The sequence below is a fragment of the Mycetocola sp. genome, assembly GCF_025464835.1.
GTDB lineage: Bacteria > Actinomycetota > Actinomycetes > Actinomycetales > Microbacteriaceae > Mycetocola_A.
Genome location: NZ_JAODMP010000060.1, coordinates 1 through 23,419, shown reverse-complemented (window position 1 = coordinate 23,419; position 23,419 = coordinate 1). Strand labels below are relative to the sequence as shown.

The following is a 23,419-nucleotide window of genomic DNA, read 5'->3' as shown; positions in this document are numbered from 1 at the left end:
GAAGCGACCGGTTTCTGCCCTAATCAAGCGGAATCCGCCGGATTCTCCGCAGTTGCGAACGCCCGAACGCAAGGAGCCTGTCTCCTTCCGCCGCACTGGCGGCTCCTACGACGGCTCCTGACCGTGCGGATGCCGCATCGCCCGCGTCGCAAGGCCCGCGAGGTCGACTTCGTTCGTTGCGCCGGTCTTTCGGAGCCATGACGCTTCCGGCGGGCTCTGCTGGCATGCCACCCACAGGATCTGCGCCTCTGTCGGCCGCCCCTCGTCATATTGGCAGGAGCATCCATTTCTGCGTGTCAGCATGGAGGCATGAGTTCTAGTCTTCCGATCCTCGATTTCTCCCGACTGGATGCCGGCGCTGACGAAGCGGCGGCGTTCCGGGCCGATCTTCTACGCGCCACCCATGAGGTGGGGTTCTTTTATCTCGTCGGTCACGGCGTCGATCGGGAGCTCATCGACGACCTGCTCGATGTCTCGCGGCGGTTTTTCGACCTGCCGACCGACGAGAAGCTGAAGCTTGAGAACGTGCACAGCCCGCAGTTCCGTGGTTACACCCGCGTCGGAGGCGAACTCACCCACGGTGACGTGGACTGGCGGGAGCAGATCGACATCGGACCCGAGAGGGATGCTGTCGAGCTCACCCCGGGGACGCCCGACTACTGGCGCCTCGAGGGCCCTAACCTGTGGCCCGAGGCGCTGCCGGAACTGCAGCAGGTCGCCGAGCGGTGGAACGAGGAGCTCAGCCGCGTTTCGCTGCGGCTCCTGCGGGCCTGGGCATTGTCGCTTGGTGCGCCGGAGGATTCCTTTGACGAGGCATTCGCCGACAAGCCGTTCGCGCTGACGAAGATCGTGCGCTACCCGGGTGAGTCCGGTGCCGAGCGCAAGCAGGGTGTTGGTGCGCACCGTGACGGTGGTGTGCTCACCCTGCTTCTGGTCGAGCCGGGCAAGGAAGGGCTGCAGGTCGAGTTCAACGGTGAGTGGATCGATGCTCCGTCGATTCCTGGAGCGTTCGTCGTCAACATCGGCGAGATGCTCGAACTGGCGACCGGCGGTTACCTCAAAGCGACCCTGCACAAGGTGTTCTCCCCGCCCATCGGGTCGGACCGTATTTCGGTGCCGTTCTTCTTCAACCCCGCGCTCGACACCGTGATGCCGAGACTCGAACTGGATCCGGAGCTCGCCGGGGCGGCTCGAGGACTGTCTGTCGACCCGACGAACAGTCCGATCCTCGACACCTATGGAGACAACGCTCTCCGCTACCGGCTGCGGGCGCACCCGAATGTGGCGGAGATCCACCACCAGGATCTGCTGGGCCAGTAGCGAGGCTGTCCGCCGCGTCACCGGGCAAAGCCGGTGTAATGGACCATCGACCCGGCGTCAGTGTGACGGATGCCGGTGCGGCCGTCGATGAGGATCACCTACACGCCGTCCGGGGCGGCGGATCCACGGCGCTCCGGGGCGCGGGACGACCACGGCTGACGGTCCAGCCGGAGCCGTACAGCTCTCCGCATCGGCGGCTAGGGCGTGATCGAGATCGTCCACCCGGAGGGCGATGTGGCTCAGCCAGGCGGACCGTTCGCCTCCAACCGCAGTACGTCGGCGCCCAAGCCGTAAAACGCCTCCGAAGTTTCGCGATCGTGCCCCGTGGCATCCGCAAGCGGGATCATGCCGACGGTCTCGGCGAGCAACACGCTGGCTTTGTCGGGGTCGTCGACCCGGTAGGCGTCATGATCGAATGCAGTGACGAGCCCGTGCCGGGATCCAGCGTGCGGAATTCCGCCTCGCGCGGCAGGAGCTGGTAGATCATGGGCCTGTTGTGTCGTGGTCGCGTCTTCTCGCCTTGCGGTGGTTCCTCGTGATCGACTCCGGATTGGCCGGAGCTGCACGATGCGTCAATCGAGCCCGCTCGCGGTCGAGTTCTAGCTATCTTGTGGTGCAGCCGTACTCACGCGAACGCCACCCGCCGCCCCACCCGTTCCACGAGCTGACGCACTTCCCAAGGCTCACCCCGCTCGATGCCATAGATCCCGCCACCGAGCATCGGCGCGAGTCGATGAGGCCCGACGCGCCAGCTGAGTACCGGCCGATCACCGAGCTTCGCAGGCGGCGCGTTCACAGCAGCCGGATCCAGATCAACGAACAGGATGCCGGTGAGACCCGCCACGCCGATGGCATCCGCCAGTTGGTCCAGTCCCGAGCCGACTAGTCGGGGGCGTTCGCTGAGCGGCTCGATAAGAAATAGGCCTTGCGGTCCGACCGCGAGATGCGATGCGTAGGCGCCCCAGTCACCCACCCGGACGTCGTGCCACACCGTGAACTCCGCACTCAGTCGCTTCAGCGCCACCGCGATCTGCTCCTGCGTGAGCGCCCGGGCAAGTTCGATCCGAGCCGCCATTGGAGCGACCTCGACCGAATCAGGCGAGTACGGAGAACGGAAGAATGCCGTCGGGTTCACGGGGCGCCGTTCGAAGTCGTGGACGAATTCCTGCATGGCGATCCGGTGCTCAGCCTGGAGCTTGGCATAGAGCTCCCGGTTACGTGCTCGAACACGCCGAACCTCTGCGCGGGCAGGACTCGTCCCCAGCCGCATCGTCGCAATTACGCCTCCACAGAGGAACGCCACCAGAAAGACGACTGCGGCAACCGCTCCGGCCGCGGGCACGAGGAATTCGGGGGACCAGACAACATCCAGAGGCAGCGATGTCAACGTCCCCTGCAAGCCGAGGAGCAGCACCAGCCCGATGAATCCGAGAGTGAACGGCACCAAGAGCTGCAGGCAGACGACACCCCACATGTGCAGAAACCGGTCGTGCTCGTGCGGGATGCGCGGCGGTTTCGCCGGTGCTGTCGGGGGCTGTGGTGACAGCATCCACTCGCGAGAGATGTCGAGGTAGCGGGCGCGAGAGAATCCGCCCGGATGCCCATGAGTCGTCGCGAAGGTCGGCGTCGCTGTTGCGTTGGCCGCAGGTTCACGAGCTGCTCGGCGCGAGGAGGAGCGCTCACCCCGGGTTTCACCCCGTGCCCGAGCGGATGCCTGCGGCAGGTGCAGGCGGTCGTATTCGGCCCGCGAGGCGGCATCGCTCAGCACCGCCCACGCCTCCTGCACTCGGCGGAAACTGTCTGCTGACCCGCCGACATCAGGGTGGCTGGAGCGGAGCGCTCGCCGGTACGCCCGCTTGAGGTCGTCGGCAGTCGAGGTATGCGGGGCACCGAGGACGTCGTAGTAAGTCTCGCGACTCATCCGACCCCCTCGTCCGGTAAGCGATACCCCAATCTAGAAGGCAATCGGCTGGCAGAGCGAGGCCCCAGTGCGGGTAGCACCCGGGCCTCGGCTTGTCTTCCTCAACCTGGCCGCCGTTCGACAGGGTGGTTTGGGGGCCTGTGGCACTCAACAGGTGGGGTAGACCACTTTCTGCCCTCGGGCCCTGGTGAGCGGTCGCGGCGCAAGACCTCGACCCCGAGACCCGCGCGTGGTGTACTACTCGGAACTGCCCGAAGAGGAGTGCCATGCGCCTGATCGCCGAGAACTGCTTCCAGCTCGAGAAGTCCAGGGGAGCCAACGGGTATGTCGTTCGCGGCGAGGGCCGGACCGCCGTGATCGACCCGGGGATGGCATCCGGGTTCGATGCGGTGCTTGCCGAACTGCGCGATGCTGAGGCGCGCGCCGGCCGGATCACCGACATCCTGCTCACACATTACGACGTCGATCACGCCCAAGTCGTGAAGCGGCTGCAGGAGGCGTTGCAGGTACCGGTGTGGATCAGCACAGCGGATGCCGCGATCCTGCGTGGGGAGGCAGCCCCGCCGACCAAATTTCGTCGCTTCCTCAGCCGGATGGCCTCGTCCGAATATCCCGGTGGCGTGGTCGAGGTCACCGGGACGCTCGAGATCTTCCCGGGGCTGCTCGCGTTCCCGACGCCGGGACATACCCCCGGTCACCTCGGGTTCCGTTGGCGAGATGTGCTCTTCACCGGGGATGCCGTCCTCGTCACGAAACACGGGAACCTCAAGCAGTTCTACCGGCTGCTGATCAGTGACAGGGCGATGGCGCGAACGACGGAGAGACTGCTTCGTGAGCGGATCAAAGCAGAGGAGATCGAGTGGATCTGTGCCGGTCACAACCCGCCGGCGCGTTGGGTGGGTGGTGCCGAGGAGTGGTGAGGGGTGCGGGGCGCTCAGGTCGCTGAAAATGACGGAAGGGCCGAGCTCTCGCTCGGCCCTTCCGCGTGACTGTGATGGTTGTTACTGAGCGGCGAAGAAGAAGGTGTCGCCGAAGAACAGCGGCTCTACCGTCCACGCGCCCGCTGCTGCGTCGGCAGTGGGAATGGCGATGACGACGTTGCCAGTTCCACCGGCTCCCGGGTAGAGCTCGTTGATATCCATAAACGTCGGCGACGGGGCCGTGGCGAACACGTCGCTTACCGTGTGAGTGGTCCCGGCTGCTGAAACGAAACTGATGGAGAGGTCGATCCACGGGGTTCCGGTTTCGGTTCCGACATAGGTGACCGTTACCGGGAGGAGGGCATACTGGAATCCCGCAGGAGCCGCTTCGTTGTACAGATTTTCTGCGGCGACAAGCGCGGTCGCGTCGAGAGTCGGTGCACCCAGCGTGACTTCGTATGCTGGCGCGCCACCCCCCGTGATCGCCACGGTGGTGCCGATCGGTGCGGGGTTCTCGCGTGTGCCGACGTCGGCTGTTGCGTCGGCCTCGACCTCGTCGACTGGGGCCGCTTCTTCTTCTTCGCTCTCCTCGACGCTCGTCTGCGGAAGCGCATCGTCAACCGCCGTCACAAAGGCAGCGGTGTAACTGATCGCAAGAACGATCGACAGGATCAGGGCGATGACCGAGACGATCAGGCCGGCAGCACCGGCCTTCTTCGGCTTGTTCTTGCGCGTGACGGCGATGATGCCGAGGATGATGCCGACCACAGCGAGCACGCCGGAGACGTAGTTGATGAAGGGAATGAACGCGCCGACGAAGGCGACGCTGCCAACGATGAGCGCGGCGATGCCGAGTCCGTTGCCGGTTTTGGCGGGAGGTGCGGCGGGAGGGTGCGGCATGGCGGGGCTCTGCGGTTCAGGTGCGCCGTAGGGTGACGGAGGAACCGGAGGCGTTCCTGCGGGAGGTGGGATGGATGCTGGGCTGTAGGGCTGCTGTGAATCGGACATACTTCGAGTCTGCAGCGCACCACCGACAAATTCGAGCCTGAACAGGGGATTCAGTACCCCCTCTTCGAGTCCCGGACGCTGGGCATCCCGATGCTTCCCCGAGCTGCCCGCTGGATCTATCTCGTCAGCGGGTCGCCTCTTCGAGCAGCTCGAGGATGTGCCGATAGTCCGCACCTGTTGCCCGGCTCATGCCGATCTCGCAGGTGCGGTTGCACGATGCATGCGCGTCGAATTCTCCGGATGTCACCTCGGCGGCCTCGGCCTCGGTGGCAGAGGCGGTGAGCTCCGGATGCAGCATCCCGCGATCACCGGCGAAGCCGCAGCAACCCCAGTCGACGGGCACCGTCGTGTCGATGGCGACAGCATCCGCCAGTTGTTGCAGATGGGCGTTGGAGCCGAGCCGAGTGCTCGAGCAGGTCGGATGAAGCGCAAGGGAATCCAGCCTGTGCACGGGTTTCAACCTGGGCAGCAACTGTTCCGCGGCGAAGTCGACCGCATCGACGATCGTCAACTGAACCGGAACACCGGCAACCTCGCGCACATACTGGAGAGCGTGCAGAAGTCCCTCGGAACACGACGAGTTGTCGCAGACGATCGTCAGCCGCCCGCCGTCTGAAGCGGTGATGAGGCTTCGCACCGTTCCATCGATCATGGTGTCGTAGCCGTCGGCGAGCCCCTTTGACTTCCAGGGTGTGCCGCAACAGAGGGACTCAATCGCATCCGGCGTGACGACGCCGACGCCGGCGCGCTCGCAGAGTCGCCGGAACGCGACCGCCGAGCCGACGCCTCCAGCGGCGGGACCGAACATGGAACCGACGCACGCCGCAAAGAAGACGACTCGCGTTTCTTGGCCGCCTCCGACGTCGACGCCGCTCGTTTCCCGCACCCCGGCACGTCTGGGCCCTCCCGGGGGCAGGTCGGTGCTCCACTGGGGAACGATGTCGCGGCCAAGCACGGCCCGCCCGAGCGCGCTTGCCGACCGGGAAACCGGGGACGGTAGGGCTTTAGCCGTGCTGAGGGCGATCGCCGCACCGCGGCTCACCTTCTCCCAGTGCTTGGCGACCACGGCGCCGCCCGCTTTCACCGCCGCGCCGGCATCCTCTTCGCGGAGCCGCCGAACGAGGTCGCCGGTGTTGATGAGCACGGGGCAGGCGGTCTGGCACATTCCATCGGCGGCGCAGGTTTCGACGGAGGCGTACCCCTCTGCCTTGGCGAGCCGCTCATCGAGGGCGTGATCGCCGGAGGCTCGAGCGGCAGCCCGGGCGCGACGCACGACGATGCGCTGCCGCGGGGTGAGCGTCAGGTCCTTGCTCGGGCAGACAGGCTCGCAGTAGCCACATTCGACACAGCGGTCGACTTCGGATTCGACACCGGGAGTGAGTTTGAGGTTCTTCAGGTGCGAATCGGGGGAGTCCGTCAGCAGCACACCCGGGTTCATGACACCGAGCGGGTCGCAGAGGCGCTTCACCTCGAGCATCACCGCGTACAGTTCGGCGCCGAACTGGCGCTCCACGAATGGCGCCATGATTCGCCCAGTGCCGTGTTCAGCCTTCAGCGTGCCGCCGGCCTCGAGCACGAGCGTGACCAACTCTTCGGTGAAGGAGCGTTGACGTTCGACGGCACCGGGGTCGGTGAAGTCCTCGGTGAGCAGGAAGTGGATGTTGCCGTCCTTGGCATGCCCGAAGATGACGGCGTCGTCGTATCCGTAACGCTCGAACAGCAGCTGGAGGGCAGCGCAGGTGTTCGCCAATTCGGGCACCGGCACGGCGATGTCCTCGAGTAATGCTGTCGTCCCGGGCGGACGCGCACCGGCGATGGCCGCGTAGAGACCCTTGCGGAAGTGCCAGAGCCTGGCTCGCTCCGCTGCGTTCCGGGTCGCCTTGAGAGCGGGAGCCCCCGCAGAGGTCAGAGCGTCTGCCGCAAACCGGAGCTGCTGCTCCAGGTCGGCGTCGTCTGCGCCGTGATACTCCACCAGGAGTGCGGCATGCCCGTCTATGGTCAGGGCGTCGAGGATGCCCGCCGCCGTCGGGTCGTTCTGGATGACGCGGAGGGATGCCGCATCCATCAGTTCCAGCGTTGCGGCACCGGTGTCGAGAAGGGTCGGGAGGATGCGCGTTGCGGAATCGAGGCTCGGGAACAGGAGTAGCGCCGTCGCAACGGCCGGAGCGATGGCGACGGTTTCGAAGGTGGCCTCGGCGACGAAGCCGAGCGTGCCCTCGCTGCCGATCAGCAGGTGGGCGAGGATGTCGACCGGCGTCGTGAAGTCGAGGAACGAGTTGAGCCCGTACCCCATGGTGTTCTTGCCGGCGTACTGCCGCTCGATCTCCTGCACCAGGTCGGATCGACCGGCGATGCTCTCGTGGAGTCGCGCCAGGCCTGCGTGCAGTTCAGGTTCGGCGGTAGCGAGGGAGGCGTCGGCGTCAGCTGCTGTCGTATCGATCACCGTTCCGCTCGGAAGCACAACGGTGAGTCCGCGAAGGGTTCGGTAGCTGTTGTGGTGGGTGCCGCAGGCCATGCCGCTGGAGTTATTCGCGATGACCCCGCCGATCGTGGCCGCGATCTCGCTCGCGGGGTCTGGGCCCAGTTTTCGCTTGTACCGAGCAAGTCGCGCGTTGACCTGCCGGACGGTCGCCCCTGGTTGAACGCGTACCAGGTTGCCGTCGTCCAGTGGTTCGATCCTGCGGAAATGCCGCCGGGTGTCGATCATGATGCCGTCGCTTGAGGCCTGGCCGGACAGGCTTGTGCCCCCGGAGCGGAGTGTCACATGGCGACGAGAGCTCGTGGCGTAGGTGAGAACGGCCGCAAGCTGATCCGTGTCCCGGGGCGTGACGACGGCACTCGGGGTGAGCAAGAAGTGTGACGCGTCGACGCCGGCGACGATCCGGTCGAACTCTGCCACGCTGACCAGCGCGTTCCCGATTCCTGGCGTCGCAGCGAGGGCAGCAGCGAGCGCGTCGTCGCCTCGTGGCAGCACAGCCCGGGATTCGAGTGAAGGGTTGTTCATGGGGTGGGGCTTTCCTGCTGAGCCGCGCGGAGCGGATGCGATACGGGAGGGGCGGGTGCCCTCGAGGAACGGAGCACGAGCGCAGCGCCTCCGCAGAGGACGAGACAGAAAGCCGCAGCCAGCAGGAACGTGCCGGGGCTTGTCGGCTGCAGGCCGCTCACGAGCACGGCCGCGGGAACGAGGGTCCCGCCAAGCGCTCCTGCTGCGACGAGCGGCCCGGTTGCACGGGCCGCGAGGTGGGAGGGGAGCCGATCGAGGGCTTCACCGAGCACGAGCGAATACACCGGGGCCATGGCGACCACCGCTAGGGCGAGACCGATGAGACCGAAGGGGGAGGGAACAGCGACCGCTGACACCAGTGCGGATGCCGTGATCGCGGTGTGCACGACCAACAGGACCTGTGGTCGAACCCCGCGGTGCATGAGTGCAGCAGCGAGGAATCGTCCGGCCGCCATGCAGATCCAAAACACCGAGGTGCCCAGAGCCGCCGTCTGCGAGTCCAGGCCGAGCACCGCCGCCGGGATTACCGCGGACCAGCCCGAGAAAACAGTTTCGATGCCGACGTAGAGCACGAGGGCTACTGCGGCGAGGGCGACAACCCGAACCGAGCCGGCCTGCCACCGGCGTCCGGCCGCAGAAGGGAATCCCGGCGTCGCGGGACGTGCGGGCGCCTCCTCGTCGAAGCTGAGGAGCGCAAAGCATGCTGTGAGCTGTAGGGCGGCGACGAGCGCGGGAACCAGCCAGGTGCCTCCCGGTGCCAGGGCAACGAGCACCGGGCTCAAGGCGGCTGATACCGCGACGGTGCCGGTCAACGCAGCGAGCGTTCGGGTGGCAGAGCCGGCGGCTGACCGCTTGGCGGCCACGCTGCCCGCTGCCTCTGTGAGGCCGAACCCGACACCGGCGGCCGCAGCGACGACGACGACCGCCTCGCCGGAGGAGGCGAGAATCAGCATGATCAAAGATGCGGCCTGGATTCCCGCTCCCAGCGCGGCTACCGTGCGGGCGCGCAGACGAACGAGCAGTGGCGCCGAGAGCAGCACTCCGAGCAGAAGGCCGGTGAAGAGCGCGGGAACCGCCGACAGTGCGACCGAGCCGAGGCGGAACTCGAGCGACGGGAGCAGCGCCGGAATGGTGGCCGCGGTGCCTCCCATCCCGGCGAAGGCCGCGTAGAGCCCGACTCGCGATCGTGTGCTCACTGGTCGGTCGCTCTCCGCTGTGCTGGGGCGTCGCGGTGGATGGCGGCGTAGGTGTTCCTCAGCGCGGCCAGTGACCTGTCGTAGTTCGACTGGGCAACTCCGATGAAGACGCAGTCGACAACCATGAGCTGGGCGATCCGACTGCCGAGCGCGCCAGATCGGAAGCCGGTTTCGCGGGCGGCGGTGGTGAGCACGATGTCGGCGTGGCCGGCCAGTTCCGAGCCTTCGTGATTGGTGAGGGCGATTGTCGTGGCGCCGCCTGCGCGCGCTAGAGCCAGAAAGCGGATGGTGTCTGCGGTCGTGCCGCTGTGGGATACGGCGAGGGCGACCGATCCAGCCTCGAGAGTCGCCGCAGACGTCCAGGCGGCGTGGGTGTCCGGCCAGTTGAGAGCGACGCGGCCGATTCGAATGAGCTTCTGCTGCAGATCCAGCCCAACAAATGAGCTCGCACCGGCACCGAAGATGTCCACACGCCCAGCGGCGGCCACCGCGTCGATAGCGGCGGACAGAGCCTCAAGGTTCAACATCTTGGCGGTGTCGGCGATCGACATCGTTTCGGCGGTCGATACCTTGGCCACGATGTCTTCGACGGTGTCGTTTCGGTCGATGTCGCCCGACACCTCCGGCAGCGCTGCCGTTTCGAACGTCTCGCGGGTCACCTCGCGAAGAACATCCATCCGGAGCTGCCGAAGGTGCCCGTAACCCATGCGTTTGGAGAACCGCACGACCGACGTGGTGGAGGTTTCGCACCGGGAAGCAAGATCCGCGATGGAGAGAGCAGCGGCGGCGCTGGGCTCGGAGAGGAAGAGCGCGGCGATGCGCTGCTCGCTCGGGCGAAGCTGGGGCATGGCGGAGCGCATGCGCACCAGGACGGCCTGGTGGTGCTCGGGAAGACCCGGGGTGTCGGTAGTCGGCATTGGCGCTCTCCTCGTTGATCGGGGTTTTCAGGCCGCTGGACCGTGGCGACCCAGCCGCTGAGGCGGGCTGTCTGCCGTCGAAGTAACAATAGAAGAAACTTTGGTACATAACTAGCTTGCTTCGTGTACTTTTGTCACCTACTGAGATCATCGATGCTCGCCGGCCCGGTTTCACACCAGGCAGTCTCACCGTCGAGGCATCACCAAGCACTGAGGAGTTCCCATGTATGGAGGCACTCGCGCTAAGCGAGCGAGCTTTGCAGCCATCGGGCTGGCGGCAACATTTGCGCTGGTTCTGACAGGCTGCACCCCGTCGTCCGAAACCGAGAACAAGCCTGCCGCGAGCAGTGGTGGATCCCTGGTCGTCGGCGTCACAAGCGACCCGGACACGCTGTTCCCCTGGAAGGCGACGCAGTTCCAGGCCGTCAACGTTCTGCAGAATCTGTACGGCACGCTGACCGAGTTCGATACAGATCTAAAGGTTGTCCCCGGTCTGGCCGAGTCATGGGAGGTCTCCGACGACGGATTGGCCGTCACCATGAAACTGCGCGAGGACGTCACCTTTGCCGACGGCAGCACGTTCGGCTCAGAGGACGTCAAGTTCTCGCTCGAGAAGATCAAGGACGCGGCCACAGCAGCAGTCGCAGCCTCGTCGCTTGCTTCCGTCGCATCCGTCGAAGCGCCGGACGAAGCAACCGTTGTACTGACGCTGAGTGCACCGGACGCGGCTCTTCTCGCCAACCTCGCCGTCATCAACCTCGCGATGCTCTCCTCCGATGACACGGAAGAGACGCTCAACAAGACCCCGAACGGCACCGGGCCCTTCGTGCTTGGCGAGCGTGTCGCAAGCCAGTCGATCACCCTCGACAAGAACGATGAGTACTGGGGCGACAAGGCGCTGCTCGATTCGGTCGAGTTCCGCGTCATCCCGGATGAATCCTCGATCGTTTCCGCTATGCAGTCCGGCAATGTTCAGATGGCCGTCTTCGACGACCCGCTGGTCGCCGAAACGGCGAAAGGCAACCAGCTCACGGTCACCGAGACCCCGCAGCTGAGCTACCACGCGCTTCAGCTCAACGCCACCAAGGGAGCGCTCACCGATGTCAACGTCCGGCTGGCGATCCAGTGTGCCATCGACCGTCAGGAAGTCCTCGACACGGCCGCTCTCGGTGAAGGAGAGGTGACCGGACCGATCACCTCACCGGCTTACCGCTCAGACCCGAAGTCGCGCCCCTGCCCGGAGCGCGACCTTGACAAAGCCGCTGAGTACCTCGAAAAGGCGGGCCTCGCCGACGGCGTCACGGTGAAAGCGATCGTGTCGCAGGGCGAGTACGCCACGTCGACCAACGAAGCACAGAACCTGAAGGCACAGCTGGCCGAGGCCAAGATCAACCTCGAGATCGAGGTGCTCGAGTCCGGTGCGTATGTTGACCGCTGGGTCGCCGCTGACTTCGAGGCTGCTGTCGCCCTGAACGGTGGACGCCCGGATCCCGACGGCATGTACGGTCGCTACTTCACCAGCACAGGCAACCTCAACAAGGTCGCCGGCTACAGCTCGCCTGAACTGGACGCGCTGTTCGCCGAAGGTCGCCAGACCTCCGACCCGGATGAGCGTGCCGAAATCTACGAGAAGGTCTCCGACGAACTCGAGGACAACGCCGCGTGGATCTGGCTGTTCACGAGCTACACCTACACGGTGACCGCCAACAACGTGGACGGTTTCGTCCCGATGGTGAATGGTTCTCTGCAGTACCTTCGCACCACCTCACTCAAGTAGTCGAGAGCGGCGCGGGACCATCGGGTCCCGCGCCGCCTTAACCCCACGCTTCGGGAGATCATGCTTTCCACCATCACTCGGCATCCGGTGCTGAGCCGCGTCCTCGGGGCGGCGGCAACGCTTCTCGGTGTCGCGGTATTCGTCTTCATCATGTTGCGGGCAATCCCCGGCGACCAGATCACCGCCGGCCTCGGCACCGAGGCAGCCGCGCTCTCGCCTGCCCAGCGGGCCTCCCTCGAGGCCTACTACGGTCTGGATCAGCCCCTTCTCGTGCAGTTCTTCACCTGGCTCGGCAACATCTTCACCGGGAACCTTGGGTTCTCGTCGCGGGCCCAGGAATCGGTCCTCGACCTCACACTTCAGTCCCTGCCTGTGACGCTGGAACTCGCATTGTTCTCCATCGTCCTCGCGCTCGTCATCGGCATCCCGCTCGGAATGATGTCGGCGTCCAAGCCCGACTCGCCCCGTGATGCGATTGGGCAGGTCGTCGGTCTCGCCGGGCTTTCCGTGCCCGCCTTCCTCCTCGCGACCACGTTGCTGGCGGTCCTGGCTTCGTCGTTCGGCTTCAACCCCAACGGCCAGGCTTTCGCCCGGTTCTTCGACAACCCGATTCTGAATCTGCAGCAGATGCTGCTGCCGGCCATCGTCCTCGGCTTCGGCATCGCCGCACCGATCATGCGAACCACGCGCACGGCAGTTCTCGAGATCCGCTCGAATGACTTCATCCGTACGGCCAGGGCGAAAGGCGTTCCGCCTCGCCGTCTGCAGGTGAAGCACGTTCTCGGTAACGCGCTCGTTCCCATCGTCACCATGACGGGACTGCAGTTTGGTTACCTCCTGGGCGGCGCCGTCGTGGTCGAGCAGATCTTCTCCTTGCCCGGCATCGGGCGACAGGTTCTCCTCGGGATCCAGCAGAAGGAGTACGCGCTCGTGCAGAGCACGGTCCTCGTCATCGCGCTGTCCTTCGTGCTCGTCAACCTGTTCACCGATCTTCTCTATCGAATCATCGACCCAAGGGTGCGTGCCGCATGAGCGACCTCACACAGGCAGCGTTGGCGCCGGGCGGCGGACGCACGATGCAGCGCGTGCGTGCCCTTGTCCGCAGCAGAAGCGGCCTCATCGGTCTCATTCTCATTGCGATGCTCACCATCCTCAGTCTGTTCTCCGCTTTCGGCTGGCTCCCTCACGACCCCGTTGCGCAGGATCCACCCTCGCGGCTGCAGTCGCCGTCGCTCACTCACTTCTTCGGGACCGATCAATTCGGTCGAGACGTCTTCTCCCGTGTAGCAGCAGGCGTTGCGAACTCGGCACTCATCTCCGTGGTCGCCGTCGCCTTCGCTGCGATCGTCGGCACGCTGTGCGGGGTGATCGCCGGTTTCTACCGTGGTGTCTCCGACGGGGTCATCAGCGGTGTAACCAACGTGCTTTTCGCCTTTCCGCCGCTGCTGCTGGCACTGTCTCTCGCATCGGTTTTCAACCGCAACTGGTTCACCATCGCGGTGGCGATCGCCATCGTCTACGTGCCGATCTTCATCCGCGTGACCCGAGGTCCTGTGCTGTCGTTGCGCGAGATCGAGTACGTGAAAGCCGCAACCAGCACCGGGCAAAGCCGTTCCCGGGTGATGTTCCGCCACGTACTCCCCAACATCACCTCGATCATCATCGTGCAGGTGACGCTGTCGCTGTCGTGGGCAGTGCTCACCGAAGCAGCCCTGAGCTTTCTCGGGCTCGGAACTCCGCCACCGGCGGCATCCCTCGGATCGATGATCTTCGACGCGCGCACGCTCGTCAGCATCGCTCCATGGACCATGATCGCCCCAGGCGTCGTCGTCGTCCTCCTCGTCGTAGGTCTCAACCTGCTCGGTGACGGACTGCGCGACGCACTCGATCCCCGAAACAGAGGCAAGAAATGAGCACCACCGACGCACCACTCGCAGGCCTCACCACCGAGTCAGCCGACCCTCGGTACGCCGAGATCGACCGGATGACGGTGGCGGAACTCGCCGCGGTGATGAACGCCGCAGATACCGAGGTTCCGGCTGCCGTCGCCGCAGCTCTCCCCGTCATCGTCCCCGCCATCGAAGCGACAAGCCAGCGGATGGCAGGCGGCGGACGACTGATCTACGTCGGTGCTGGAACCCCAGGACGAATCGGTGTTCTCGATGCGTCTGAGTGCCCGCCCACCTTCAGCACGCCTCCTGAGCTCGTCTTTGCGATCATCGCCGGCGGTCCGTCGGCGATCGTCCATCCGAGCGAGGGCGCAGAGGATGACGCCACCGCCGGGGCAGCGGCCATCGACGCCGCGGGAGTACGCGAGAACGACACGGTCATCGGGATCGCGTCGAGCGGACGCACGCCCTACGTGATCGCTGCGGTTGCCCGGGCGCGGGAACTCGGTGCACTGACGGTCGGGCTGTCCTGCAACCTGGACACGCCGCTGAGCGCGGCAGCCGAGTTCGGGATCGAGGTCGCGGTCGGCCCCGAGGTCCTCGCCGGTTCGACGCGTCTCAAGGCAGGCACGGCGCAAAAACTCGTGCTCAACATGTTCTCGACCATCGTCATGGTGCAGGAGGGCAAGACCTACGGCAACTTCATGGTCGATCTCAACCCCAGCAATCACAAGCTTCGCGAACGTGCCGTCGGCATGGTTTCCGCGATCGCCCGGGTTGATCGAGGAAGAGCTCGTACGGCCCTCGAATCCGCTGGATTCGACGTGAAAACGGCAGCAGTGATGCTCAGGCTCGGCCTTGACCGGGATACGGCCGCAAGCCGAGTCGATGCCGCCCATGGCCGGCTGCGCGAAGCATTGGGGGAGTGAGCATGCGTGTTCTCGGAATGATCTCAGGCACGTCGCACGACGGCATCGACGTCGCCGTTGTGGACTTCGATGAGCAGGACGGCCGGCTGGAAGGACGAGTCCTGCATCGTGACTCCGTGCCGTACGAGCCGTCGCTCCGCGCGCGGCTGATCGCCGCTCTGCCGCCGGCGGCCACCACACTCTCGGAGATCTGCGAACTCGACACCCTCATCGGTCAGGCGTTCGCGGAGGCCGCGGACGCGGCATCCGCCGCCGTCGGATCCGTCGACCTGGTCACCTCCCACGGCCAGACGGTGTACCACTGGGTCCGGGACGACCACGCTCTAGGTACCCTGCAAATCGGCCAGGCTGCGTGGATTGCCGAGAAGCTGGGCGTTCCGGTCATCTCGGATGTGCGCATCCGGGACATCACAGCGGGCGGGCATGGGGCACCGCTGGTCTCCTTCCTCGACGAGTTGTTGCTGCGGGACCGTGCCGAAGCCTCCGCGGCGCTCAACCTCGGTGGCATCTCGAATATGACGGTGGTGGATGCAGGCGGCGTGCGCGTGGCTTACGACATCGGCCCTGCGAACGCGCTTGTCGACGCGATCATCGTCGAGAACGGCATGAATGAGTTGGGCTACGACGACGGCGGCCGGATCGCTGCAGCCGGAACGGTTCACCAGAGGCTCCTTGACGCGTTGCTTGCCGACGATTACTACGCGCTCCCGGCGCCGAAAAGCACCGGGAAGGAACACTTTCACCTCGGCTACGTGGAGGACGCTGTTCATGAGCACGCCCGGGACATCTCCGTGCCCGATCTCGCCGCAACGCTCACCGAGCTGACCGTGCAGACAGTCGCACGAGATGTGATCGCTGCGAGCGTCGGCTACCTCGCCGTTTCCGGCGGCGGATGCCGCAACCCGCTTCTCCTGAACGGACTGCGGAACGCGCTGCCCGGCGTCGAGGTGGTCCTTGCCGATGAGCTGGGAGCCCCAGCGGACGACAAGGAAGCGATCGCCTTCGCCCTCATCGGCTGGTGCACGATTCACGGAGTGCCAGCGACGGTTCCCGCAGGCACCGGGGCATCGGCGAGCCGCATCCTGGGCACCATCACGCCCGGCGCGGGAGCGCTCACGCTTCCTCAGCCTGTGCGTGGCGGCATCCGCTCCCTGTCCCTGGTCACAGAGGGCTGACCTGCCGTGTCCATCGAATTGCGCCCCGCCACCTCAGCCGACGTGGATGCGGTGGTTTCCGTCTTTCTCGCCTGCTGGCGTGAGAGCTACAGAGGCGTGCTGCCCGATTCAACGATCGACGCCATGAGCGACGAGAAGGCGCAGCGGCTGTGGGAGCGGGTGCTGGGCTCCGACGAGGGTGAAGTGCTGGTGGCTGAGAGCGCCGCCACTGTTGTGGGCGTCACCAGACTGTCGGCAACTGGGACTCACGGTGTGGTGCATTCGCTGTACGTGTCTCCTCATTCGCAAGGTTCCGGGTTGGGATCACAACTGCTGCGTGCTGCTTCGGCCCGGCTGGCGGCCCTTGGCGTCAAGGATGCATCGCTCTGGGTCTTCGCTGCCAATGCGCCGTCCCTCTCGTTCTATCGACGGCAGGGCTGGTTGCCCGACGGCGGGCAGCGAACCGAGGACGAGTTCGGCGAGCCGGAGTTGCGACTCGTGCGGCGACTCGGACGGGGCGACGAATGACCACGCAGCTGACCCTTCAGGTCTTGGCCGACCATTTCGTGAGCGAAGCACCCGCCGGTGCTGGTGCGCCGGCAGGGGTTGTCCTCGGTCTCTCATTCCAGGGCCAGCGCACGATCGTGGCGAGTGGCCTCGCGAGCCTGCGCGACCGGCGGCCGATGACGGTCGACACTGCTCATGACCTTGCCTCCGTGACCAAGGTGGTCGGAACCACAGCTGCGCTGATGCGACTGATCTCCGGCGGCGCGCTCTCGCTCGACACGAAGGTCGCCTCGGTATTGCCCCTCTTCGCCGGAGATGGGGGCACGACGATCCGCGATCTCCTGCAGCATCAGGCTGGCCTGTGGGAGTGGCAGCCGCTCTATCTGGCCCCGGACATCACCGACGGCGCAGAAGCGGTGCTCAATGGAATCGCCCCTCGATACCCACTCCGCTCTGGGCGGCATTACTCAGATCTGGGATTCATGTATCTGGGTCTGGTTCTCGAAGCTGTTACCGGCCGCTCACTGGGCGACGCCCTGAACGAACTCGTGTTCGCGCCACTGGGCATGCTCCGGACGTCGTTCCTGAAGCGGTCAGGATCCTCAGCAGTCCTGCCCGCGCCGGCTATGGCCGCGAGTTCGCTCGGCGACCGCGCGGAGCGCACCATGGTGATGACTGGAGAACCGTATCCGGTGCGCTGGTCAGAGCCGCGGTTCCAGTGGCGTGAGCAGGAGCTCGTCGGTGAGGTGAATGACGGCAACTGCTATCACGCGTTCCACGGTGTCGCCGGTCACGCCGGCCTCTTCTCAACCGCAGACGACCTTTTGAGTTTCGCAGAGGCGCTCAGCAGCCCTAGCCCCTCGACCGAGCTGTGCTCGGCCGATGTCGCGTCCATGTTCTTCACCCCGAGTTCGGAGCCGATGCAGGCGCTGGGATTCCGGCGGATGTCGATCGACATCCGCGGGACGCAGCATCCGCTGCTCTGGCATCCAGGATTCACCGGCTGTGCCGTTGGCTTCGTGCCGAGTATGGGGCTGGGCATCACACTGGCCAGCAACAGGCTGTTGACCGACGCCGCCCCCGTCGCGACGATCTCGCTCTGGGAACGACTGGTCGACGTGGCCGCCGATTTGTACTCATCCACCACAGATACGAGGACCCCATGACCACTCAGCCTCCCGTTCTGAGCATCCGCAACCTCTCGGTGAGCTTCCGCTCCGGCGGGGATCTGGTTCCAGCCGTCAAAAACGTGTCGATCGATATCGCCGCGGGCGAAACAGTCGCGGTCGTGGGGGAGTCCGGGTCGGGCAAATCGACCACCGCGGCCGCCATCAACCGGCTGTTGGCCGATAACGGTGTGATCGTCGGCGGTGAGGTGCACTTCGAGGGGCGCAATCTCACGGCGCTCAGCGAAAACGAGATGATCACCCTGAGGGGCGCCGGTATCGGTCTCGTTCCTCAGGACCCGATGTCGAACCTCAACCCGCTCATGAGGGTCGGGGCGCAGATCTCCGAGGCGCTGGAGGTGCACGGCTATGCGCATGGCGCGGCCGCTGACGCGAGGGTGGTCGAACTTCTTGACATGGTCGGAATCCCGGGTGCTGCGCAGCGCGCACGACAGTATCCCCATGAATTCTCAGGGGGAATGCGCCAGCGCGTCCTCATCGCCATGGGGCTCGCCTGCAAGCCGCGTCTGCTCATTGCCGACGAGCCAACCTCTGCGCTCGATGTGACGGTGCAACGGCGTATTCTCGATCAGCTCGACGACCTCACCGACAAGATGGGCACCGCTGTCTTTCTCATCACGCACGACCTGGCCCTGGCTGCCGAGCGTGCTGATCGGATCGTTGTGATGTTCCGCGGAGAGATCGTCGAAGAGGGACCGGCCGAGCAGTTGCTTGCGAACCCGCAGCATCCGTACACTCAGCAGCTTCTGGCGGCAGCGCCGAGCCTGTCGTCGCTGCGGAGTCTGCGAGTCGCCTCCGTCACATCCGCACCTGACGGAGTTGCGGACCCGGCGAGAGCACCACTTGTCGACGTGAGGGACTTGCGCAAGGAGTTCACGTTGCGCTCGCCGAAGTTCGGCGAGCCGACAACGTTCACGGCTGTCGACGGTGTGAGCTTCGCGATTCCACGCGGCGAGACCGTGTCCATCGTTGGAGAGTCGGGCTCCGGCAAGTCGACCACTGCGAACCTGGTGCTCGGTCTGGAGGACATCACCTCCGGAACCATCGCTTTCGACGGCACGGATCTTGCAGGCCTCGGCCGACGTCAGATGTTCGCGTTCCGCCGGCGTGTGCAGCCGGTGTTCCAGAACCCGTATGCGTCGCTCGATCCGCGCTACACGGTCGAGCAGTCCATTTCAGAGCCGCTCACGGTGCATAAGATCGGGAATGCGGCGGCCCGACGAGTTCGCGTCGCCGAACTGCTCGAGCAGGTTGCTCTGCCCACCACGATGTCCCAGCGGTTGCCGCACGAGCTGTCGGGCGGACAACGGCAACGCGTTGCGATCGCGCGAGCGCTCGCCCTGTCGCCCGAGCTGGTCGTCCTCGACGAAGCAGTATCGGCGTTGGACGTGCTCGTGCAGGCTCAGATCCTGGAACTCCTGGCGGATCTGCAGACCGAACTCGGGCTCAGCTATCTCTTCATCAGCCACGACCTTGCTGTGGTGCGGATGATCTCCGATCACGTTCACGTGATGCAAAAAGGCCGGATCGTCGAGAGCGGCACCCCGGAGCAGATTTTCGACAACCCGCGGGATGAGTACACGCAAGAGTTGCTTGCCGCTATTCCGGGTGCGCGTCTGGCGAGCTAGGACTCGTCGGTCTCAGCGGACGTCGTACGCTCCCGCGCCAGCACACCGATTGCGGGCAGGCGAATCCTTCGTCCGGACGGTCGTACGCGACAGTGAATTCGCAGAGGCCGCCCCAGAAGTCGAGGCTCTTGGTGAGGTCGGTGATGAGGAGTTCGGGTACCGGGCCGGGCGGGCACTCTTCGACGGACTGACTCATGCCCCCCAATATCGCCCGGATACGCTCCTGTGTTCGAGCGGCGAACCCGCTAGAAGGGCGGGGCCGCGTTCGGATCGTACTTCGGCGTTGGCAAGTCTGGTGGCCCTGGCGGCGGCTTCGTCTCTGCCTGGTCGGCGTCGTCGGGCGGGCTCGGCGGTCCGGGGGCGGTGAGCAGTACGTCGGGTTCGGTGATGTAGCTGAGTCCTCCTGGTGAGGTCCATTCCAGGGAGCCGGCGCCGAGCTGTTTCACGTTCCAGGTGGTCTGGTGTTTCAGCCGGTGGTGTTTTCGGCAGAGGTGGGAGAGGTTCTCGCATTCGGTGGGACCGCCGTGCTGGTGGTCCTTCGTATGGTCGAGGTCGCAATGTCGGGCGGCTCGGCTGCAGCCCGGGAACCGGCAGGTGCCGTCGACGTAACGCAGGTAGCGTTTCATCGCTTTCGTCGGCCGGTATGTGGTGCTGTCCAGGGCGATCGGGGCACCGGTCTTCGGGTCGGTGAGCATCCGGTACCAAACGGTCGACTGCCCGGCCAGCGCCCGGGCGGCGTCGGCGTCGATCGGACCGTAACCCTCGAGGGTGGCTGGTTCGTTGCTGACACCGAGCAGGGTGAACGCCGGCACGGTGACCGTCACCGTCGGACGGATCCGACGGAACGCCGCGCCGGAACCGAGACGGGGACTGGCGGCCGGGTCCGATTGGACGCCCCCAGCGGGGAGGTCCCCGCACAACGCCGCGGACACCGCATCGGTGAACACATCCGCGGTCAGCTGGGTGAGGGTGCGTGGGTCGTTCGGGTTCTTCACCGCGACCGCCTGATCACGGACCGCCCCGTAGATCGAGGTCGCTTCGGGGGCTGTGGTGTACAGGTTCAGCCACGCCATCCCGTCATCGGCGGGCAGGAACTCCAGCCGGCGATCCTTCGCCGACTTCGCGACCCGGGCGGTGATCGAGTCCGGGTCCAGCCGCTCCCGGAGCACCCGGGTCTTTGCCGTGAACTTCGCCGCCGTCAGGGTTCTCGCGAAACCCAACGCCTGCCCCTCCAACACCGAAGCAGCATCAGAGGCGAGCGTCGCGGTCTGATCGATCATCACCCGGGCATGCCGGTAGGAGATGTCTCCGGCGCGGAGGGCGTTCATCGTCGCCGGTAACCGGTGCATCAGCGCTTCGGCGTCGCTGACCATGCCGATCACCGTGCTCTCCGGCATCCGCAACGCACAGGCCAGCTCCGCGACCAGCGACCGCCCGGCCATCTCCCGCTGCTGAACAGCCGACAGACTCGAGCCGAGCACCCGCACCCCGTGCAGCGTCGCCTCAGCCAACCGGCGGGCCTCATCGATCCGTTCGATCATCCAGGCCTGCTGGCGCGCTTCGGCCCGCTTCAGGCCGGCGATCTCATCCACAATGCTGGAACACCCGTCGGCCAGCGCACCACTGTAACGCGACTCGGCGAACGCAGAGTCGAGCGCGATCGTCTGCAACCCGGCACCCACGGACCCGGCACCCACGGGCCTGGCACCCACGGACCCGGCACCCACGGACCCGGCACCAATGAACTCCACCCCTTCGAAATCCGCGCCCCGCGAGTCGGCCGCGTCGCCCGACTCATACGCTTCGTCCGGAAGTTCGTGGAGGTTTTCCATGACACCAGTTTCCCAGCGACCACCGACATCAGCCGACGCGAATCCGCGCAGGAAAGGGCTGGTGTGGATAACTTTCCGAGAAGATTGTCTGTGGAGGGACGGGGCGGGCAAAAACCGCCGAGGAATACCCCCACCACGCCGCACGTTCCCCCCAGGGTGCGCCGTTCCGCGCGCCGCAACCGAAAGGCATCCGCTCTATGGACTTGTTCTCCTCCGTTTCTCTCGGAAATCTCCACCTGCCGAACCGCGTCGTCATGGCACCGCTCACCCGGCTTCGCGCCGGATCCGACGGCGTACCCGGTGCGCTGACCGCTGAATACTATGTGCAGCGGGTAAGCCTCGGCCTGATCATCACAGAGGGCACGTACCCGAGTCCCGAGTCGAAGTCATATGCGGGTCAGCCGGGCATCGTCACGCCCGAGCAGATCGACGGTTGGCGCCGGGTCGCCGACGCCGTTCACGCTAACGGCGGACGCATCGTCATGCAGCTCATGCACGGCGGCCGGGTCTCGCATTCCGCCATCACCGGTACCGAACGTATCGTCGCCCCGAGCGCTATCGCCATCACAGGCGAGGTCCGCACACCGGCCGGCAAGCTTCCGTACCCGGTGCCCCACGCCCTCAGCATTGACGAGCTCGCCATGGTCCGCGACGAACTCGTCGCGGCAGCCCGCAACGCCATCGAAGCCGGATTCGACGGCGTCGAAATCCACAGCGCCAACGGCTACCTGCTGCACGAGTTCCTCTCGCCGGTATCGAACCAGCGCGACGACGTGTACGGCGGCTCACCTGAGAACCGTGCCCGCTTCGGAATCGAAGTGACCAAGGCGGTTGCGGCCGCTGTCGGTGCCGGACGCGTCGGCATCCGCATCTCACCGGAACACAACATCCTCGACGTACTCGAAACGGATGCCGCGGACGTCTCCGCCACCTACGGCGCCCTTCTCGAAGCACTCGAGCCGCTCGGCCTGGCGTACCTCAGCGTGCTGCACAAGGAACCAGCCGGCGACCTCGTCCGAACCCTGCGCAGCATGTTCGGGGGTGCGCTCGTCATCAACAGCGGCTTCGGCACCGTCACCACTCGTGACGAGGCGATCGATCTGATCGACGACGCCCACGCGGATGCTGTCGCAGTCGGGCGTCTTGCGCTCGCGAACCCCGACCTGGTCGAGCGCTGGCGTGGGGCGCACCCCGAGAACGAGCCGAACCCGGCCACGTTCTACGCCGAGGGTGCCGAGGGCTACACCGATTACCCACGGCTGGCCGTCTAGGCGGCACCGCACCGCTCCGCCTCGGTGCGATTCACCCGAACCGCACGCTCACGCCCGGCGCACCGGATGCTTTGGTCCGGAACGCGTGCCGCGTGGCGTCCATGAGAGCGGCAGAGAACGGCGCCGGCGCCCTCACGGGCCGGGTGACGTTCACTCCGTCGACGGAGGCGAGGGTCTCGTGCGCCGCAGCACTCGAGCTCCGGTGCACGAGGTAGCGGCTGGTCTCATGCGGATCGGGCCGACCAGCCCTGCGCTCTATCAGCGGAGCGATGAAGCCAGTCAGGGGAGCCCATAAGCGCTCTGACTGCGCAGGCCTCCGGGGCCCGGTACAAGAGACGCACCGGGCCCCGAAGGTTGCGAGTAAGCGACGCCCGAAACCGTCCCGCCGCGTGTTGCTGACTGGTATACGGTCTGCGGTGACTGAACGCCCTGAAGCGCGGTGTCGGGGATGATCGCAGGGTCGGCAATGGCCGGCCGGCCGGCGCCGGGTAGCCGTCCAGGTAGGCGTGACCCCAGCGGTATGGCTCAGACTGCTGACTGCCGAAGGCAGACCACGCGGTCCGGGTCTTTCCGACGAAGTTCTGCGTGTCGGCGTCGTACGGTGTGAGGTTGAGACCTACACGGATGCCGTGCGCGAAGGAATCTACGTTCCGCTGGGCACGGGCGATGTGGACGTCGCCTCGATCGTCGCCGTCCTCACCGAGGTCGGCTATGACGGCTGGTACGTCCTCGAACAGGACACCATCCTCAGCGAGATGCCGGCGGACGACGGCCCGGTTCGCGACGTCGCGGCATCCCTCGACTGCCTCCGTTCGCTGTCGCCGCACTAGCGGGGATCAGCGGTCGACGAGCGTGATCTCGAAAGAGTAGGGGTCCGGCCGGTAGCAGTGCCGGCCGACTTCGACGGCTCTGCCCGAGCTGTCGAAGGCCGTGCTGTTCATCGTCAGCACAGCGTTCGG

At 65.8% G+C, this 23,419-nt stretch carries 18 protein-coding genes and 1 pseudogene; 12 read left to right on the top strand and 7 right to left on the bottom strand.

All coding sequences use genetic code 11. From position 1 onward, the window contains the following. The first annotated feature begins 309 nt into the window (after positions 1-309). On the top strand, positions 310-1,320 hold the full coding sequence (locus tag JWP90_RS07350; RefSeq protein ID WP_297361822.1) for a 2-oxoglutarate and iron-dependent oxygenase domain-containing protein: 1,011 nt from the start codon (positions 310-312) through the stop codon (positions 1,318-1,320). A gap of 625 nt (positions 1,321-1,945) precedes the next feature. On the opposite strand, the gene JWP90_RS07345 is transcribed toward JWP90_RS07350, so the two are convergent. Next, the gene (locus JWP90_RS07345; protein ID WP_297361819.1) at positions 1,946-3,241 is read right to left on the bottom strand and encodes a DnaJ domain-containing protein; all 1,296 of its coding nucleotides are present in this window, start codon (positions 3,239-3,241) and stop codon (positions 1,946-1,948) included. Positions 3,242-3,507: 266 nt separating this feature from the next. Here JWP90_RS07345 and JWP90_RS07340 point away from each other — a divergent pair, with 266 nt between their 5' ends. Then, a complete protein-coding gene (locus tag JWP90_RS07340) occupies positions 3,508-4,161 on the top strand; it encodes an MBL fold metallo-hydrolase (RefSeq protein WP_297361816.1) in 654 nt (217 codons plus the stop codon). Positions 4,162-4,242: 81 nt separating this feature from the next. On the opposite strand, the gene JWP90_RS07335 is transcribed toward JWP90_RS07340, so the two are convergent. The 4 genes from JWP90_RS07335 to JWP90_RS07320 form a co-directional block, all read right to left on the bottom strand. Then, the gene (locus tag JWP90_RS07335) at positions 4,243-5,061 is read right to left on the bottom strand and encodes a DUF4190 domain-containing protein (protein WP_297361814.1); all 819 of its coding nucleotides are present in this window, start codon (positions 5,059-5,061) and stop codon (positions 4,243-4,245) included. A 232-nt stretch (positions 5,062-5,293) separates the two neighbouring features. Further along, entirely contained in the window at positions 5,294-8,173 is a 2,880-nt protein-coding gene (locus JWP90_RS07330; RefSeq protein WP_297361811.1) for an FAD-binding and (Fe-S)-binding domain-containing protein, read from the bottom strand. Then, the gene (locus tag JWP90_RS07325) at positions 8,170-9,369 is read right to left on the bottom strand and encodes a sugar MFS transporter (RefSeq protein ID WP_297361808.1); all 1,200 of its coding nucleotides are present in this window, start codon (positions 9,367-9,369) and stop codon (positions 8,170-8,172) included. The genes JWP90_RS07330 and JWP90_RS07325 overlap by 4 nt, the downstream gene beginning before the upstream one ends. Then, positions 9,366-10,286, bottom strand: coding sequence for a MurR/RpiR family transcriptional regulator (locus tag JWP90_RS07320; protein WP_297361806.1), 921 nt, complete (start codon positions 10,284-10,286; stop codon positions 9,366-9,368). Before JWP90_RS07320 ends, JWP90_RS07325 begins: the two co-directional genes overlap by 4 nt. 223 nt (positions 10,287-10,509) lie before the next feature. On the opposite strand from JWP90_RS07320, the gene JWP90_RS07315 reads away from it, so the two are divergent. From JWP90_RS07315 to JWP90_RS07280, 8 genes are read left to right on the top strand one after another with little or no spacing between them, the layout of a single operon-like run. Next, a complete protein-coding gene (locus tag JWP90_RS07315) occupies positions 10,510-12,063 on the top strand; it encodes an ABC transporter substrate-binding protein (protein ID WP_297361803.1) in 1,554 nt (517 codons plus the stop codon). Between the two features lie 60 nt (positions 12,064-12,123). Next, positions 12,124-13,095: an ABC transporter permease gene (locus JWP90_RS07310; protein ID WP_297361801.1), complete on the top strand. Its 972-nt coding sequence runs from the start codon at positions 12,124-12,126 to the stop codon at positions 13,093-13,095. After that, the gene (locus JWP90_RS07305; protein ID WP_297361798.1) at positions 13,092-13,976 is read left to right on the top strand and encodes an ABC transporter permease; all 885 of its coding nucleotides are present in this window, start codon (positions 13,092-13,094) and stop codon (positions 13,974-13,976) included. The genes JWP90_RS07310 and JWP90_RS07305 overlap by 4 nt, the downstream gene beginning before the upstream one ends. Continuing rightward, the gene (gene murQ / locus JWP90_RS07300) at positions 13,973-14,881 is read left to right on the top strand and encodes an N-acetylmuramic acid 6-phosphate etherase (RefSeq protein WP_297361795.1); all 909 of its coding nucleotides are present in this window, start codon (positions 13,973-13,975) and stop codon (positions 14,879-14,881) included. Before JWP90_RS07305 ends, murQ begins: the two co-directional genes overlap by 4 nt. Before the next feature lie 2 nt (positions 14,882-14,883). Beyond that, positions 14,884-16,056, top strand: coding sequence for an anhydro-N-acetylmuramic acid kinase (locus tag JWP90_RS07295; RefSeq protein WP_297361792.1), 1,173 nt, complete (start codon positions 14,884-14,886; stop codon positions 16,054-16,056). Positions 16,057-16,062: 6 nt separating this feature from the next. Beyond that, the gene (locus JWP90_RS07290; RefSeq protein ID WP_297361789.1) at positions 16,063-16,563 is read left to right on the top strand and encodes a GNAT family N-acetyltransferase; all 501 of its coding nucleotides are present in this window, start codon (positions 16,063-16,065) and stop codon (positions 16,561-16,563) included. Further along, complete coding sequence (locus JWP90_RS07285; protein WP_297361786.1) at positions 16,560-17,708, top strand: serine hydrolase; 1,149 nt, start codon at positions 16,560-16,562, stop codon at positions 17,706-17,708. Before JWP90_RS07290 ends, JWP90_RS07285 begins: the two co-directional genes overlap by 4 nt. Then, a complete protein-coding gene (locus JWP90_RS07280; protein ID WP_297361783.1) occupies positions 17,705-19,357 on the top strand; it encodes an ABC transporter ATP-binding protein in 1,653 nt (550 codons plus the stop codon). The genes JWP90_RS07285 and JWP90_RS07280 overlap by 4 nt, the downstream gene beginning before the upstream one ends. A 245-nt stretch (positions 19,358-19,602) precedes the next feature. Here the strand turns inward: JWP90_RS07280 and JWP90_RS07275 are convergent, their stop codons facing one another. Then, complete coding sequence (locus tag JWP90_RS07275) at positions 19,603-21,189, bottom strand: HNH endonuclease signature motif containing protein (protein ID WP_297361779.1); 1,587 nt, start codon at positions 21,187-21,189, stop codon at positions 19,603-19,605. 197 nt (positions 21,190-21,386) lie between these two features. Between JWP90_RS07275 and JWP90_RS07270 the strand changes: the two genes are divergently transcribed. Continuing rightward, positions 21,387-22,460: an alkene reductase gene (locus tag JWP90_RS07270; RefSeq protein ID WP_297361776.1), complete on the top strand. Its 1,074-nt coding sequence runs from the start codon at positions 21,387-21,389 to the stop codon at positions 22,458-22,460. 629 nt (positions 22,461-23,089) lie between these two features. After that, the gene (locus JWP90_RS07265; RefSeq protein WP_297361773.1) at positions 23,090-23,290 is read left to right on the top strand and encodes a hypothetical protein; all 201 of its coding nucleotides are present in this window, start codon (positions 23,090-23,092) and stop codon (positions 23,288-23,290) included. Between the two features lie 6 nt (positions 23,291-23,296). Here the strand turns inward: JWP90_RS07265 and JWP90_RS07260 are convergent. Next, positions 23,297-23,419 (bottom strand): annotated as a pseudogene (locus tag JWP90_RS07260) (GntR family transcriptional regulator); the annotation flags it as partial.

Excerpts from the sequence above, each read along its gene's own strand:
- JWP90_RS07350 (WP_297361822.1), top strand. The coding sequence starts at position 310 with ATGAGTTCTAGTCTTCCGATCCTCGATTTCTCCCGACTGGATGCCGGC.
- JWP90_RS07345 (WP_297361819.1), bottom strand. The coding sequence starts at position 3,241 with ATGAGTCGCGAGACTTACTACGACGTCCTCGGTGCCCCGCATACCTCG.
- JWP90_RS07340 (WP_297361816.1), top strand. The coding sequence starts at position 3,508 with ATGCGCCTGATCGCCGAGAACTGCTTCCAGCTCGAGAAGTCCAGGGGA.
- JWP90_RS07335 (WP_297361814.1), bottom strand. The coding sequence starts at position 5,061 with ATGCCGCACCCTCCCGCCGCACCTCCCGCCAAAACCGGCAACGGACTC.
- JWP90_RS07330 (WP_297361811.1), bottom strand. The coding sequence starts at position 8,173 with ATGAACAACCCTTCACTCGAATCCCGGGCTGTGCTGCCACGAGGCGAC.
- JWP90_RS07320 (WP_297361806.1), bottom strand. The coding sequence starts at position 10,286 with ATGCCGACTACCGACACCCCGGGTCTTCCCGAGCACCACCAGGCCGTC.
- JWP90_RS07315 (WP_297361803.1), top strand. The coding sequence starts at position 10,510 with ATGTATGGAGGCACTCGCGCTAAGCGAGCGAGCTTTGCAGCCATCGGG.
- JWP90_RS07310 (WP_297361801.1), top strand. The coding sequence starts at position 12,124 with ATGCTTTCCACCATCACTCGGCATCCGGTGCTGAGCCGCGTCCTCGGG.
- JWP90_RS07305 (WP_297361798.1), top strand. The coding sequence starts at position 13,092 with ATGAGCGACCTCACACAGGCAGCGTTGGCGCCGGGCGGCGGACGCACG.
- murQ (WP_297361795.1), top strand. The coding sequence starts at position 13,973 with ATGAGCACCACCGACGCACCACTCGCAGGCCTCACCACCGAGTCAGCC.
- JWP90_RS07295 (WP_297361792.1), top strand. The coding sequence starts at position 14,884 with ATGCGTGTTCTCGGAATGATCTCAGGCACGTCGCACGACGGCATCGAC.
- JWP90_RS07285 (WP_297361786.1), top strand. The coding sequence starts at position 16,560 with ATGACCACGCAGCTGACCCTTCAGGTCTTGGCCGACCATTTCGTGAGC.
- JWP90_RS07280 (WP_297361783.1), top strand. The coding sequence starts at position 17,705 with ATGACCACTCAGCCTCCCGTTCTGAGCATCCGCAACCTCTCGGTGAGC.
- JWP90_RS07275 (WP_297361779.1), bottom strand. The coding sequence starts at position 21,189 with ATGGAAAACCTCCACGAACTTCCGGACGAAGCGTATGAGTCGGGCGAC.
- JWP90_RS07270 (WP_297361776.1), top strand. The coding sequence starts at position 21,387 with ATGGACTTGTTCTCCTCCGTTTCTCTCGGAAATCTCCACCTGCCGAAC.